The 13,939-nt window shown below is 59.9% G+C and carries 12 protein-coding genes and 1 pseudogene; 2 read left to right on the forward strand and 11 right to left on the reverse strand.

The window, feature by feature from the left end:
- Positions 1-143: 143 nt before the first annotated feature.
- The 7 genes from ACCD02_RS16795 to ACCD02_RS16825 form a co-directional block, all read right to left on the reverse strand.
- Positions 144-1,298, reverse strand: coding sequence for a M20 family metallopeptidase (locus tag ACCD02_RS16795; protein WP_413303929.1), 1,155 nt, complete (start codon positions 1,296-1,298; stop codon positions 144-146).
- Positions 1,295-2,719: a M20 family metallopeptidase gene (locus ACCD02_RS16800; protein ID WP_413303931.1), complete on the reverse strand. Its 1,425-nt coding sequence runs from the start codon at positions 2,717-2,719 to the stop codon at positions 1,295-1,297. The genes ACCD02_RS16795 and ACCD02_RS16800 overlap by 4 nt, the downstream gene beginning before the upstream one ends.
- Positions 2,716-3,705 (reverse strand): ABC transporter ATP-binding protein, encoded by a 990-nt coding sequence (locus tag ACCD02_RS16805; RefSeq protein ID WP_413303933.1) that lies wholly within the window; start codon positions 3,703-3,705, stop codon positions 2,716-2,718. The genes ACCD02_RS16800 and ACCD02_RS16805 overlap by 4 nt, the downstream gene beginning before the upstream one ends.
- A complete protein-coding gene (locus ACCD02_RS16810; protein WP_413303935.1) occupies positions 3,702-4,718 on the reverse strand; it encodes an ABC transporter ATP-binding protein in 1,017 nt (338 codons plus the stop codon). Before ACCD02_RS16810 ends, ACCD02_RS16805 begins: the two co-directional genes overlap by 4 nt.
- Before the next feature lie 50 nt (positions 4,719-4,768).
- Complete coding sequence (locus ACCD02_RS16815) at positions 4,769-5,671, reverse strand: ABC transporter permease (protein ID WP_413303938.1); 903 nt, start codon at positions 5,669-5,671, stop codon at positions 4,769-4,771.
- Between the two features lie 9 nt (positions 5,672-5,680).
- Complete coding sequence (locus ACCD02_RS16820; RefSeq protein ID WP_413303941.1) at positions 5,681-6,598, reverse strand: ABC transporter permease; 918 nt, start codon at positions 6,596-6,598, stop codon at positions 5,681-5,683.
- A gap of 105 nt (positions 6,599-6,703) precedes the next feature.
- Positions 6,704-8,224 (reverse strand): ABC transporter substrate-binding protein, encoded by a 1,521-nt coding sequence (locus ACCD02_RS16825; protein ID WP_413303943.1) that lies wholly within the window; start codon positions 8,222-8,224, stop codon positions 6,704-6,706.
- A 186-nt stretch (positions 8,225-8,410) separates the two neighbouring features.
- On the opposite strand from ACCD02_RS16825, the gene ACCD02_RS16830 reads away from it, so the two are divergent.
- Positions 8,411-9,328, forward strand: coding sequence for a LysR substrate-binding domain-containing protein (locus ACCD02_RS16830; RefSeq protein WP_413303946.1), 918 nt, complete (start codon positions 8,411-8,413; stop codon positions 9,326-9,328).
- Positions 9,329-9,334: 6 nt separating this feature from the next.
- Positions 9,335-9,484: pseudogene (locus ACCD02_RS16835) on the forward strand (aldehyde dehydrogenase family protein); the annotation flags it as partial.
- 126 nt (positions 9,485-9,610) lie between these two features.
- On the opposite strand, the gene ACCD02_RS16840 reads toward ACCD02_RS16835, so the two are convergent.
- Genes ACCD02_RS16840 through ACCD02_RS16855 form a run of 4 tightly spaced genes read right to left on the reverse strand, consistent with a single transcriptional unit; the run spans position 9,611 to position 13,934 of the window.
- Positions 9,611-10,522: an SMP-30/gluconolactonase/LRE family protein gene (locus ACCD02_RS16840; RefSeq protein WP_413303948.1), complete on the reverse strand. Its 912-nt coding sequence runs from the start codon at positions 10,520-10,522 to the stop codon at positions 9,611-9,613.
- 15 nt (positions 10,523-10,537) lie between these two features.
- Positions 10,538-11,500, reverse strand: coding sequence for an ABC transporter permease (locus ACCD02_RS16845; RefSeq protein WP_413303951.1), 963 nt, complete (start codon positions 11,498-11,500; stop codon positions 10,538-10,540).
- Positions 11,497-12,483, reverse strand: a complete 987-nt coding sequence (locus ACCD02_RS16850) for an ABC transporter permease (protein WP_413303954.1) — start codon at positions 12,481-12,483, stop codon at positions 11,497-11,499. Before ACCD02_RS16850 ends, ACCD02_RS16845 begins: the two co-directional genes overlap by 4 nt.
- On the reverse strand, positions 12,480-13,934 hold the full coding sequence (locus ACCD02_RS16855) for a sugar ABC transporter ATP-binding protein (RefSeq protein ID WP_413303958.1): 1,455 nt from the start codon (positions 13,932-13,934) through the stop codon (positions 12,480-12,482). The genes ACCD02_RS16850 and ACCD02_RS16855 overlap by 4 nt, the downstream gene beginning before the upstream one ends.
- Positions 13,935-13,939: the final 5 nt, after the last annotated feature.

Consider the following 13,939-nt stretch of genomic DNA (forward strand, 5'->3'; position numbering starts at 1 on the left):
GTCGTGCCAACGCCCTGGAATGGATTGCGCGAGCCTTGAATGGCTCACGTATCGTGGTCATCGCGTGCGGGTTTGATAACGCCGGGGATAGGGTGTGACTGCGTGAACACCCTATCCCCGGCGATTCGTAGCGACCCCTTGCTTCAACTGCTCTCGCCGACAGCCAGAATGGTCGCCACCAAGGCCTGCGCACGAGGCACCAGCGTGTCCAGTTCCAGATATTCACGATCAGTGTGGACCTTGCCGCCCACCGGCCCAAGGCCACACAGGGTCGGAATGCCCAGGCTGGCGGTGAATCCGGAGTCGGCACAACCGCCAGTGAATTCGCCTTCGACGCTGAAACCCAGCGCCAGTGCTTTTTGCTGGTAGATGTGCAACAGCCGTTCGCTGTGGTGGGCTTCCATCGGTAGAAAGGTCGTCGCTTCCTTGAGGATGGCACTGGTGCCGATCAGTTCTTCTTCTGCGACGATGGCCTGGATTGCGCTAAAGATCTGATCCCAGTGCTTGAGCTCGATGAAGCGCACGTCCAGCCGGGCCGAGGCGCTCGGCGCGACGGTATTGCTGGACGTGCCACCGGATATCAGGCCAACGTTAGTGGTGATGCCTGCCGGGTAATCGGTCAGGGCATGGAGCTTGACGATCTTGCGTGCCAGGGCCTCGATGGCGCTGGCTCCGTCGGCATGGTTGACCCCGGCATGCGCCGCGCGGCCGCTGACTTCGATGATCAGCGTGGCACCGCCTTTGCGTGCGCTGACCACGTTGCCGCTGGCCCGACCAGGTTCGGTATTGAGCACGGCCCGCGCGCCAAGGGCTGCTTTTTCGATATGGGGCCTGGCGCTGCCGGAGCCGATTTCTTCGTCACCGGTGTACAGAACCTGCACCGGACAGGGTAACTGACCCGCGCGTTTAAGTGCCTTGAGGGCGAAGCAATTGAGCACCAGGCCGCCTTTCATGTCGGCAACGCCGGGGCCATAGGCGAGGTTGGCGTCGCGGCTGTAGCCGCGAGTCGTGGTGGTGCCTTTGGGGAACACGGTGTCGCGATGGCCCAGCAACAGCACCGGCTTTCCAGATTCGCCTGGCACTTCGGCAAGTAGCACGTCGCCAAAACCCTCGACCGGCATGCGCTTGATCAGGATGCCGTCGGCTTCCAGCTCAGCCGCGAGCAGCGCGCCCACAGCGTCGACGCCCGCCTTGTCGTAGCTGTTGGAGTCGGTGTCGACGATACGCTGCAGCAACGCTTCCATGGCTTGACGCTGGTCGGCAAGCCAGTCCAGCGCCTGTTGTGGAGTGGCACTCATTGTGTCTGCTCCCGTAGCTGATGTTCCTGAGTCAGGCGTGCTGCGTCGTTGCCCAGGTCCCAGAATAGCCCGGCCATGATTTGCAGGCTTTCCTTGACCACCGATGCCAGCAAGTGCTCGTTCGGCGCATGTTGTGAACAGGCCGGGTACGAATGCGGCACCCACAATGTTGGCAGGCCGAGCACGTCCGCGAACACATCGTTGGGCAGCGAGCCACCGAGGTTTGGCAGCAGCGCAGGTTTTTTGCCGGTGGTCTGTGCCAGGGAGCTGAGCGCCCAATCGACCCATGGGCTTTGCGGGTCTAGCCGAGTGGCATGCATCACATCAATGCGGCTTTGCTTGACCTCGACATTGCTGAAACCATGAGCATCCAGGTGGGCGCGCACCGCCGGGATAAAGGTCCTGTAGTCGCTGTCCACCACGAAGCGGATATGGCAGTGGGCGTTGGCCTTACCAGGGATCGCATGCACAGGGGCGTCCGGGTTGCCGGTCTTGAAGGCGATGATGTCGAGGGTGTTCCAGCCGAACACCTTTTCGCTCAGCGAGAGCTGCGGATTACCCCAGTTGGCGTCGATTTCCGGATCGCCCGGGCCGCCACCGACATCAATATCGGCCAGTGCCTGCCGGACCGGCTCCGGCAGCGTCTCGGGCATCAGCCCCGCAACTTTCACCCGACCGTGTTCATCGACCATGCTTGCGATGGCATTGGCCAGAATGATGCCAGGGTTAGCCAGCAACCCGCCCCAGTTGCCAGAGTGATGAGCGCCTTCGCGCAAATTGACGATCAACTCGAAGTTAAACACCCCACGTGAGCCCAGAAAAATCGTCGGTCGCGATGCCGCCAGGCGTGGGCCGTCCGAGGCAATGAAAATATCCGCCGCAAGCTCTTTACTGTGCGCGGCACAGAATGCACTCAAGCCCGGCGAGCCTTCTTCTTCGCCCATCTCCAGCAGCAGTTTGACGTTGAAACCCAGCTTGCCGTCGCGAGCCTTGAGCGTTTGCTCCAGTGCGGTCAGGTTGATCAGGTGCTGGCCTTTGTTGTCCGCCGTGCCGCGGCCGTACCAGCGATCGCCCTCGACAGTGACTTGCCATGGCGACAGGCCTTCACGCCATTGCGCTTCATAGCCCCGAACGACATCACCGTGGCCGTAGCTGAGCACGGTTGGCAGTTCTGGATGCTCAATGCGTGTGGCGATCATGAAGGGGCCGCGCTCGGCCACCGGGTTGTCATAGACCTTGACGCTGAAGCCCATCGCCTCGACATGCGGGGTGATGAAATCATTGAGGTAGCGATACAACTCGGGTTGGCTGTCCGCTGCCTGGCTTTCGGTGTGCAAGGCGACGCTACGTTCAAGCAGATTGAAAAATGTGCCGTTGTCAAATTGCTCTGTGGTGTTGCTGATGGCCAGTGCGCGACTCATGAGTGGACAAGCTCCAGTGTTTGGGCAGGAATGTCGTGAAGGTGGCAACGCACGTTGCCGCCGATAAGCGGACCATTGGCCGGGTAGGCCGTTTTGCAGGGGGCGAAGCAGCTCGGGCAACGCGGATGGAAGGCGCAACCGGACGGCGGCGACATCGGATTGGGGAAGGTGCCGTGCAGGCCGATTTCGGGAATGCCCAGGCGTGGATCGGGCGTGAGCACCGAATCCAGCAAGGCGCGGGTATAAGGGTGGCCGGGTTTGGCGAATAGTGATTCGCGAGTGCGTTCTTCGACGATGCGCCCCAGGTACATCACCGCGACCCGGTCGGCGAGGTGCTCGATGACCGCCAGGTTATGGCTGATCAGAAGATAGGTCAGGCCGAATTCGCGCTTGAGGTCTTGCAGCAGGTTGAGAATCTGCGCCTGCACCGAAACGTCCAGCGCCGAGGTGGGTTCGTCACAGATCAACACGTCAGGGCGCATGATCAACGCCCGGGCAATTGCCACACGTTGCCGCTGCCCGCCGGACAGTTGGCTCGGATAGCTGTCGATGACCCGCTTGGGCAGACCGACCACATCGAGCATTTCTTCGGTCTTCTTGCGCCGCTCGGCGGTGCTGCCGATGTCATGCACGATCAGCGGCAGGGTAACGATTTCGCGCAGCGTCTTGCGTGGGTTCAGCGAGGAGTAGGGGTCCTGGAATATCGGCTGAATGTGCCGGGACATTTCTTTACGGTCAGTCGCCGCCAGATGCTTGCCATTGACCAGCACATCGCCGCTGGTAGGCGGCATCAGACCGAGGAGCATCTTTGCCAGGGTGCTTTTTCCGCAACCGGACTCGCCTACCAGGCCGAGGGTCTCGCCCCGCATCAGGCGCAGGGAAACGCCATCTACGGCCTTCAGGGTAGCGGCGGGCTTGAAAAAGCCCTTGTTGATCCGAAACTCGCGACGGATGTCACACAGCTCCAAAGCGATGTCTTTTTTCATGACCATGCACTCTCCGTAAAGGGGATCGGTGCCGGGGCCGGTGCGGCGAACAGGCAGCGCGCCATGTGTCCGCCCTGTTCGACTTCGGGGACGTTTTGCGCGCAGGCGGGTATCGCCTGAGCGCAACGATTGCGGAACGCACACCCTTGCTGTTCGCCCACCAGACTCGGCACCAGACCTGGAATCGAACCCAGCGCCTCACCCGGTTTGGTCCGGCCAGGGATAGGAATACTGGCCAGCAGACCACGGGTGTACGGATGCTGCGGGTTCTCGAACAGTTGCAGGGCAGGGGCGGTTTCAACGATTTCCCCGGCATACATCACTGCGACCCGATCGGCGATCCGTGCCACCAGCCCAAGGTCGTGGGTGATGAAGATCACCGCCAGGCCGAGTTCTTTCTGAATGTCGCGGATCAAGCGCAGGATTTGCGCTTGAATGGTCACATCCAGCGCCGTGGTTGGCTCATCAGCGATGATCAGGTCCGGCTCGCACATCAACGCCATGGCGATGATCACCCGCTGGCGCAGACCGCCAGAAAGTTGATGCGGATACTGACGCAGGCGTTCGGTGGCATTGCTGATGCCGACTTTCTCCAGCATCTGCGCGGCGCGAGCGAGGGCGTCCTTGCGTGACACCTTGCGATGCTGAGTCAGCACTTCGCTGAGCTGGTCGCCAATGCTGTAGGCCGGGTTCAGCGAGGTCATCGGTTCCTGGAAGATCATCGCCAGGCGGTTGCCGCGCAGGTCGCACATGCGCCGTTCGCTCTGACCCAGCATGTCGATACCGTCCAGCGTCAGCCGGGACGCGGTGCGCTTGGCCTTGCGTGGCAGCAGGTCCATCAGTGCCAGCGAGGTCAGGGATTTACCGCAGCCGGATTCGCCGACGATGCACAGCATTTCACCGCGCTCGACTTCAAAACTCAGACCGCGCACGGCATGCAGCATGTCATCCGGCGTCGGGCTGTTGCCCATGGGGATGTCCACGCGCAGGTTTTCTACATGGAGTAGTGCCATGATTCGGTGCCCTCTATCAGTTACGGCGTTCTATCAGTTACGGCCGTCTATCAGTTGCGGCCGTCGGGCAGGATCAGATCGCGCAGGCCATCGCCGACCAGGTTGATGCCCAGCACCAGAATCATCAGGGCGACACCGGGAATGGCGATGACCCATGGGGAAAAGAACATGTAGGGTTTGCCTTCAGCGATCATCAAACCCCAGGACGGCGTCGGCGGCTGCACGCCGACCCCGAGGAACGACAGTGCCGACTCCAGGAGGATCGCGTGGGCCATTTCCAGCGTCGCGACGACGATCAGCGCGCCGACCAGATTGGGCAGAATTTCACTGGCCAGAATGCGCAGGGTCGAGCAGCCCAGAGCCTGGGCCGACGCTACATATTCAGCATCGCGAATCTGTTGCACCGAAGCCCTGACCACCACCGCGAAGCGATCCCATAACAGGCAGCCGAGCAGCACGATGACCACTTTCAGTGAGCCGCCCATCAGCGAGGCCGAGGCCAGCGCGACCATCACGACCGGCATCGCCAGCCGGGTGGTGATCAGGTAGCTGATAAACGCATCGACCTTGCCGCCGTAGTAACCGGCCAACAGCCCCATGACGGTGCCGATAAAACCGGAGATCAGCGCTGCGGCAATGCCGATGAACAGCGAAATACGGGCGCCGTAGAGCAGTCGAGAGAGGTAATCACGGCCCAGCTTGTCGGTGCCCAGGACGTATTCCCAGGTTCCGTGGGCCATCCAGACCGGCGGTTTCATGCGCAGCATCACGTCTTGCGCATACGGGTCGTAAGGTGCCAGCCACGGCGCGAACAGTGCACCGGTGAAGATGATCAGCAACAACACCGCGCCGATGGCGAAACCACGATGACGAAAGCTCTTGCCAAGTACTCGGCTCAGGCTGCTCGGTGGTGGCAGGTAGTCATTGATCGCAAGGGTAGTGGGGGTGCTCATGTAAGCCTCCTAGCGCACGCGAATGCGCGGGTCGAGCAGTGCGTTGAGCACATCGGCCAGCAAGGTGAGGATGATGTAAATCACCGCAATCAGCAGGACCACGGCCTGTACCACCGGAAAGTCGTCGCGGGCAATGGCGTCCCAGGCGAGTTGTCCGATGCCTTGCAGGGAAAACACGGTTTCGATCACCACCGAACCGCCGAGCATGAAGCCGAACTCCACTGCCGCCAGCGCGACGACCGGAATCAAGGCGTTGCGCAGTGCGTGCTTGAACAACACGCGGGCAGGGCGCAGGCCCTTGGCGCGGGCGGTGCGGATGTAATCGGAATTGAGCACATCCAGCATGCCTGCACGGGTCAGACGCATGATTGCCGGCGTGGCGTAGTAGCCCAGGGCAATGGCCGGCATGACGAAGTGCAGCATGGTTGAATTGCCGGAAACCGGCAGCCACTTGAGCGTCACCGCGAACACCACGATCAACATCAGCGCAAACCAGAAACTTGGCATTGCCTGACCCAGCACCGCAATGCTCAAGGCCAGTCGGTCAACCCAGGTGTCGCGTTTGACCGCCGCCAGCACGCCCAGTGGAATCGCCACCAGCAAGGCGATCCCCAGCGCCATGGCACCTAACCCGAGGGTAATCGGCAGGCGGCTGGCAACGAGGTTGTAGACCGATTCCTGAAAGAAAAACGAGTTGCCCAGGTCCAGCCGTAGCAAATCGCCCAGCCAGTTGAAGTATTGGGTCGGCAGCGGTTTGTTCAAACCGTACTGCACACGGATCTGTTCGATCTGTTCGCTAGTGGCTTCCGGTCCGCCAATGGCGGTGGCCAGATCGCCGGACAGATGCAGAAGAGAAAAGCTGATCACCGACACGGTAATGGCAACGCAAATAGCGATGCCGAGACGGCGCAGAAGGAATCCAAGCATGGCAAGTTTCCTCATATCCAATGGATGACATAGGTGAGGATGTCTCCGTGGCGCGGGTTAGCCCGCAAGCCACGGCATCTCTCGATCAAACCGCTCGGTTGCGGATTACTTCCAGCTGGACTGAACGAAACGCGGCAGCTCATCCGGGTACGGGGTGAACACAAGTTCGGAGGTGTAGGCGTAGTTCATCGAGTAATTGAACAGCGGCGCCCAATAAGCCTGTTCGCTGATGCGTTGCAACGCCTTGCGGTAGTTGTCCTTGCGCACCTGCGGGTCGAGGGCATTATCGGCGGTCTGCAACCAGCCCTGGACTTGCGGGTCCTTGATGTTGTCGTCCGGGTTGCCCTTGAACCAGGTACCGGCCGACGCCGAGGTGTCGAGGATCGAGAACGAGCCCCAGGCCTGGAACGACATTGGTATCTTGCCGCCACGTTGCTGATCACGCAGGGCGGCGTACTTCAAGAAGCGCAGCTTGGCGTTGATGCCCACGGCGCGCAGGTTGCCGATGATGGCCTCGACGTAATCACGGTCGCGATAAGCGAAAATTTCTGTCTCGAAGCCATTTGGGTAACCGGCTTCGGCGAGCAGCGCTTTGGCCTTGGCCGGATCATAGTTGTAGACCGTGGCCGCAGTGGTATCGCAGCCGAACTGGCCTGGATAACAGGCGACCTGCAAGGGTTTGGCCTGGCCACCCACCAATTGCGTGGCCAGTGCGTTGCGGTTGATCGCATGGTTGATGGCCTGACGCACCTTGAGGTTCTTCATCGGTGAGTTTTCAGTGGAGGTGCCCCGGGCATCCAGAATCAGGAAACCGATGCGCATGGTTTCGCCGCTGGTCACGGTCAGGTTCGGCACAGCTTTGAGGTCGACTGCCTGATCGGCAGTCACACGCCAGGTCCAGTCGACACCATCGGTCATCAACTCGGCCAGGCGGGTTTCTGCATCCGGGATCACCCGGAACTTGAGGTGACTGATATGTGGCATGCCTTGTGGGCTGTCCGGAAAGTAGTCCTTGTTGATCTCCATGGTCACGCCTTCACCCGCTACCACCGACACGGCTTTATACGGCCCGGTACCAATTGGCTTGTGACTGAATTCGGCCAGGCCGACCTTCTCGAAGTACTGCTTGGGAAACATCGGAACGGCGTTGGACAGGTATTCCAGTGCCGGAGGGAAAGGCTTCTTCAAATACAGACGAACGCTATAGTCACCGGTTTTTTCGGCGCTCTTGATCCAGTCTACGTTTTGCACGGTAACGACTTTCGCTTCGGGCGACACCACGTAGTTGAGGGTGAACACAACGTCGTCGGCGGTGAAGGCGTCTCCGTTGTGAAATTTGACGCCCTTGCGCAGCTCAAAGTCGATGGTGGTGTCGTCGACCTGTTTCCAGCTGGTGGCCAACATGGGTTTGTATTCGCCGCTGTTGGGATCGCGGTAGATCAGGTTGTCCCAGATCAGCCGGCCGAGAATCACGCCTTCGCGTAAATCGTTGTGATAGGGGCTGATGTTTTCAGGTTCGCTGTCGGAAGCGTAAACCAGGGTGTCGTTGGCTTTGCCGGCATGAGCCGGGAAACTGCTGATGAGGCCCATCAGCGCAATACTGCAGGCGAAACCTTTGATGCCCATGCCGTCGTCTCCGTTGGCGAGAGTGGTTGAATCAAAGGGCAGCGAATCGCAAATGCGTAAAGGAGGGTTAAAAGGTCAGGTACTGTTTTTTTTGATGTGGACACGAATGTAGGGAAAGGCTATCAATGCCACAAGAATAATATTTAGATACTTCTGTTGCCGAAAAGGCAATGCTTGGGGGTAGCGATGCAGCTGTATGGTGTGCAGTCCACGGCGCTGCGCTACTTTCTTGAAGTAGCGCGATGCGGATCGATCAGCGAAGCGTCAGTGCGACTGAATGTCGCGGCGTCAGCGGTGAGCCGACAAATTTCCAAGCTTGAGCTGGCCCTGGATGCCAGCCTGTTTGAGCGTCGTGCCCGGGGCATGGTGCTCAGCGAGGCGGGAGTGCGATTGGCGGCTTATGCGCGCAAGTCGCAGCTTGAGGCTGAGCAGGTGGTGCTGGAAATCACCGAGCTGCATGGGTTGCAACGGGGCCATGTGCATGTTGCCTGCTCGGAAGGATTTGCACTGGAATACATGCCCAGGAGCATTAGCGCGTTCAGGCGTGAGTATCAGGGTATTCATTTCACATTGGAGGTCTGTGCACCGGCGCAAGCGACTGAGAAGGTTCGTTCCGGCGAAGCCGATCTGGCGATGACCTTCAGCCTGATGCCGCAAAAGGAAATCAAGGTCGAACATGTCCTGAGCGGGGCGATTCTTGCCGTGGTCGCCAATTCCCATCCCTTGGCCGGGCGTGAGTCGGTCAGCCTCGCTGAGTTGCAACCCTGGCCCATTGCGCTACCCAAGGCTGATACCACGATACGGCAACTGTTCGACATCTGTTGCGGTGTACAGGGGTTGTTGTTCGACCCGGTATTGACCACCAATTACGTTGCCTCGCTCTACAGCTTCGTCCGTGAAGAGGGAGGCATCAGCCTGGCCAGCGAAATGACCTTGCACAAACAGGTGGCAGACAAGCAGTTGCAATGCTTGCCGATCCTCGATGAGGGCATGCAGGCACGCCGCATCGAACTGCAAAGCATGGCTGGACGCAATTTACCGGCGGCGGTTTCTGCATTCAGGGATTTTCTGATTGCTGAACTGACGAAGGCAAAGCGTCGTTGAGAAGGCGTCAGCTCGCCGCTGGAAGGCGACGCCTTGGTGCAGGAAGAAGTATTTGGGCCTGCCACCATCGTCATTAAAATCGCCGATCAGGCAGAGTTGGTTGCGACACTCAATGGCCTGCGCGGTCAGCTGACCGCCACGATATTGGGTGAGACCGACGCACGAGGCACCTTGGTGGGAACATTGGCCATACACGGACGGAGCACTTTAGGAATAAGTGGCGCTACCCATAGAAAAACCGCCTTGAGGCGGTTTTTTATTATTAATACGGCGCTGGCAGGTTTACGGCATCTGCGCCCCTGCCACCGCTACATGGATCATGTACAGCGAGGTATTGGCGGTGATGAACAAGCGGTTGCGGCGCGGCCCGCCGAACGTCAGGTTGGCGACTTTCTCCGGCAACAGAATCTTGCCCAGTAACGTCCCATCGGCGGCAAAGCATTGAATGCCATCTCCTGCGCTGGTCCAGACGTTCCCTTGCACATCGACACGAAACCCGTCGGGAATCCCGGGTTCGATCTCTGCGAATATCCGCGAGCGACCCAGTCGGCAATTGTCGAGTACGTCCAGCGCACGGATGTGGTGGGGGGCTGAGGCAGAGTGGGAGCGCGCTGAGTCGGCCACGTACAGAGTGTTGCCGTCTGGTGAAAACGCCAACCCGTTGGGTTGAACGAAATCCGCGGCCACGCAGCGAATTTCAGCCGTATTCGGATCGACCCGATAGACGTTGCGCCCCGCCTGTTCCGGCTCGGCCTTGAAGCCTTCGTAATCGCTCATGATTCCGTAGGTCGGGTCGGTGAACCAGATGGCACCATCGCGATGAACCACTACGTCGTTCGGTGAGTTCAGACGCTTACCCTCGAAGCGGTCCGCAATCACCGTAATCGACCCGTCCGGTTCAGTACGTGTCACGCGTCGCGTACCGTGCTCACAGGTGACTAGTCTTCCCTGGAGATCGCGGGTATTGCCGTTGGCGAAGTTGGAGTCGGGACGAAACACCGAGACGCCTTGCTCTGGGGTCCAGCGCAAAATACGTTGATTGGGAATGTCACTCCACAACAGGTAACCACCGTCGTTGAACCAGACCGGCCCCTCGGCCCAGCGGCATTGGTTGTACAGCTGCTCAAGCTGGGTGTTGGGCAGGGTCAACGCCCGGAAGCGCTCATCGATGTATTCATACTGAGGTTCAAACATGGAAATACCCTTGCTTCAGGCAGTGCGTGCCGTTTTACGGCCACTGACGGCGGTGATGACCGCAATGATGATCAGGCCAGTGAGTATCAGGCGCACCCCGGCGCTGGCGCCAAAGGTGTTGAGCATGCTCACCAGCAGGTAGAGAAACAGCGCCGCGCCCCAGATGCCTGGCACGTTGGAAAAGCCGCCCGCCACCGACGTCCCGCCGATCACCACCACGGCAATCGACGCCAGCAGGTACTCCTCGCCCATGCTCAACGACGCACCACCGGAAAAGCCGGCCAGTAGCAGGCCGCAGACACTGGCGAAGACCGCACTGAGTACGTAGGTCGCGAAGCGGATACGGTTGACGCGTCCCCCGGCGAGTTCTGCTGCACGGGCGTTCTGGCCAATGGCGATGGTCCAGCGACCGTAAAGGCTGCGCGTCAGCACGTAGCCCATGACCACAGCCAACAACACGACACTGATTGCCAGATAAGGCACGCCCAAAATGTGACCTGTGCAGAACTGATAGAAAATCTCTGGTGGCTGGATGCGTACGCTACGGCCGTAGGCGATCGCCATGGATTGCAACAGGAAACTGGCCGACAACGTGGCAATAATGGGCGGGATGCGCAGTAGCCGGATCAGCGCGTAGTTGGCGCAACCAATCAACACGCCAGCGGCTAAAACGCCCAGCACGCCTAGCCAGATCAAGCCGGCCTGGCTGTCCATCAACTTCATCCCGATGGCCCCGCTCAGGGCAATGTTGGCCGGTATCGACAAATCAATGTTGCCGGGGCCGGTCGTGATCACGAACATCTGACCGATGCCGACGATAACGAAGAACGCCGAGAAACTGAGTGCACCTGATAACAGCGAACCGGCGCCTTCGCCGCCGGTGAAGGCGATGGTGGCGATCCAAATCAGTAACGCCGCCAGAAACGACCATAACCAGGGCTTGCCCATGACCGTATTCAAGAAAGGAGCAGTCTTCATAGTGGGTGCGCCTCAAGACGGTTGACGGACGTACGCAGCGCCAGGACCAGAATCAAGATCGCGCCTTGCGCGCCGATCTGCCAGTCCGGGGAAATGCGCATGAAAGACAGCAATGAACCGGCCAACACCAACGTCAGTGCCCCGAGCACGGCACCAGTGGGCGAGACCCTGCCACCGACAAACTCACCGCCGCCAAGGATTACGCCAGCGATGGACAGCAGGGTGTAGCGCAGCGCAATGCTGGCGTCGGCGGAGGTGGTCAGGCCCACCAGAAAGAGACCAGAGAACACCCCGAACGTACCGGCCAGCGCGTACATCGTCACTTTGATGCGCAGCAGCGACCAACCCGCCTTGGCGATTGCCAGCGGGTTGCCGCCCGCGCCCCGCAATACGACGCCCAGCGTGGAACGCATCAAAAAGACATGCACCGCAATCGCCAGGACCACACAGACGATGATCGCGAACGGCAGCAACGGCGTCTTGATGCGTACCAGGCTTTGCAGCCATTGCGGCGCACTGCCGCCTGGCGCTGGCAACAGCAGCACGGCACCGCCCATCCAGATGAACGACATGCCCAGGGTCACGACGATGGAAGGCAAGTTGCGCAGGTGGATCAGCGCACCCAGCAAGGCATACACCGCGATGCAGCCCAGCAACACCAGGCAGCCGAGTACCGGTTGCTGGTTGAGCAACGTTGCCGAAACGCAGGCCACGAAACTGATAAAGCTGCCCATCGACAGATCAAGGTCGTTGACTGTGATGATCAGCATCTGTGCGATAGTCGCCAAGGCTATCGGTACTGCCAGATTGAGCATCAGGTTCATGCCCATGTAACTCATCGCCCTGGGCTGCATGATGAAAATGGTGATGAGCAGTACCGTTAGCGAGACCCCCGGCAATGCACTGCGCAACAGGCGTGCGCGGTTTAATCCGGGGGGCTTTACGGGGACTGCCTTCGACGGGAGAGAGGTGGATGCATTCATGCCATTTGCTCCTTGAAGGAGCAGCGCAGGATCTGCTCCTCGCTCAATTCACTGCGTGGCAGGTCCAGCACAGCCTGGCCATCACGAAAAACATAGATGTGGTTGCAGTAATCGAGCTCTTCCAGCTCAGTGGTGTACCAAATGAAGGTGCGGCCTTTGGCCGCCTCCTCGGTGATGATGGAATAAACCTCACGCTTGGTGCCGACATCGACGCCACGCATGGGGTCGTCCATCAGGATCAAATCGCTACGGGACGCCAGTGCACGGGCGAACAGGGCTTTTTGCTGGTTGCCCCCGGACAGCGACAAAATCGGATTGGCCATGTCGGGTGTGCGGATAGCCATGCGTTTTTGCCATTCCTGCGCCATGGCCTGCTCTGCATCCGGGTCGATCAGGGCGCCGCGTTTCAGATGGCCCAGGGAGCTGATCGTGATGTTTTGCGCAATCGACCACATTGGAAATATGCCGTCACTTTGCCGATCCCCCGCGACTAGCGCGGCCCCTTGCCCGCTGGCAATACGTTGGCGCAGCACCTGAATAAGCAACTGGCTTTGACCATGCCCGGCAAGCCCGGCCAAGCCAACGATTTCGCCGGGATGCGCATTGACGGTGAGCGCGTTGGTCTGACGGGCCGGGCGCTGAGCGACCGCAGGGGATGTGTGGGTGCGTCGCGAGACAAATACCTGCTGCTTGGCAGCCTCCTTGGCAGCACTGCCCATGCACTCCACAAGCGACGCATGGGTAAAGTCATTCGCTGCGCGAGTCTCCACCACGCTGCCATCTCGCATGACTGCGATACGGTCACAGGTGTCGAGCATTTCCCCAAGGATATGGCTGATCAGGACGATACTGCCGCCAGCCCCGACGAAGCGCCGGACGAACTGCAGCAGTTGTTCGGCAACGCGCGAGTCCAGTGATGATGTGGGTTCGTCGAGGATCACCAGGTCAAGGCGCTCATCGACCCGCACAAAGGCCCGAGCGATCTCGACCATTTGGCGTTTGCCGATCGGTAACTCTGCGACGATATCGTCGGCGTGAATATCGTGACCCGGAAAAATCTCATCAAGCTGCGTGTCGATCAGCGCCTTGGCTTTGCGTCGCCAGCCCCATCCACGAATGGCCGGTGACATCAGCCGGGTATTTTCGGCGACGCTGAGGTTGGGGCACAACGACAGCTCCTGAAACACACAGCGAATACCGCGCAGGCGCGCCGCCTGCACGCCGTAGCTGGACCGCACGTCTTCAGCGCCGACCAGCAGTACCCCGCTGTCAGCCTCAAGGGTACCCGCCAGAACCTGCATCAGGGTCGATTTGCCTGCGCCATTGTGACCGATCAAGCCCAGGCACTCACCGGCTTGCACACTCAGGTTGACGTTACACAGGGCACGCACGGCGCCAAACGATTTGCTGGCATCCTTGAAGGTCACCAGCGCACGTTGAAAGGTAGTCATGACAT

This window comes from Pseudomonas sp. Pseusp88, assembly GCF_047303955.1.
Classification (GTDB): domain Bacteria; phylum Pseudomonadota; class Gammaproteobacteria; order Pseudomonadales; family Pseudomonadaceae; genus Aquipseudomonas.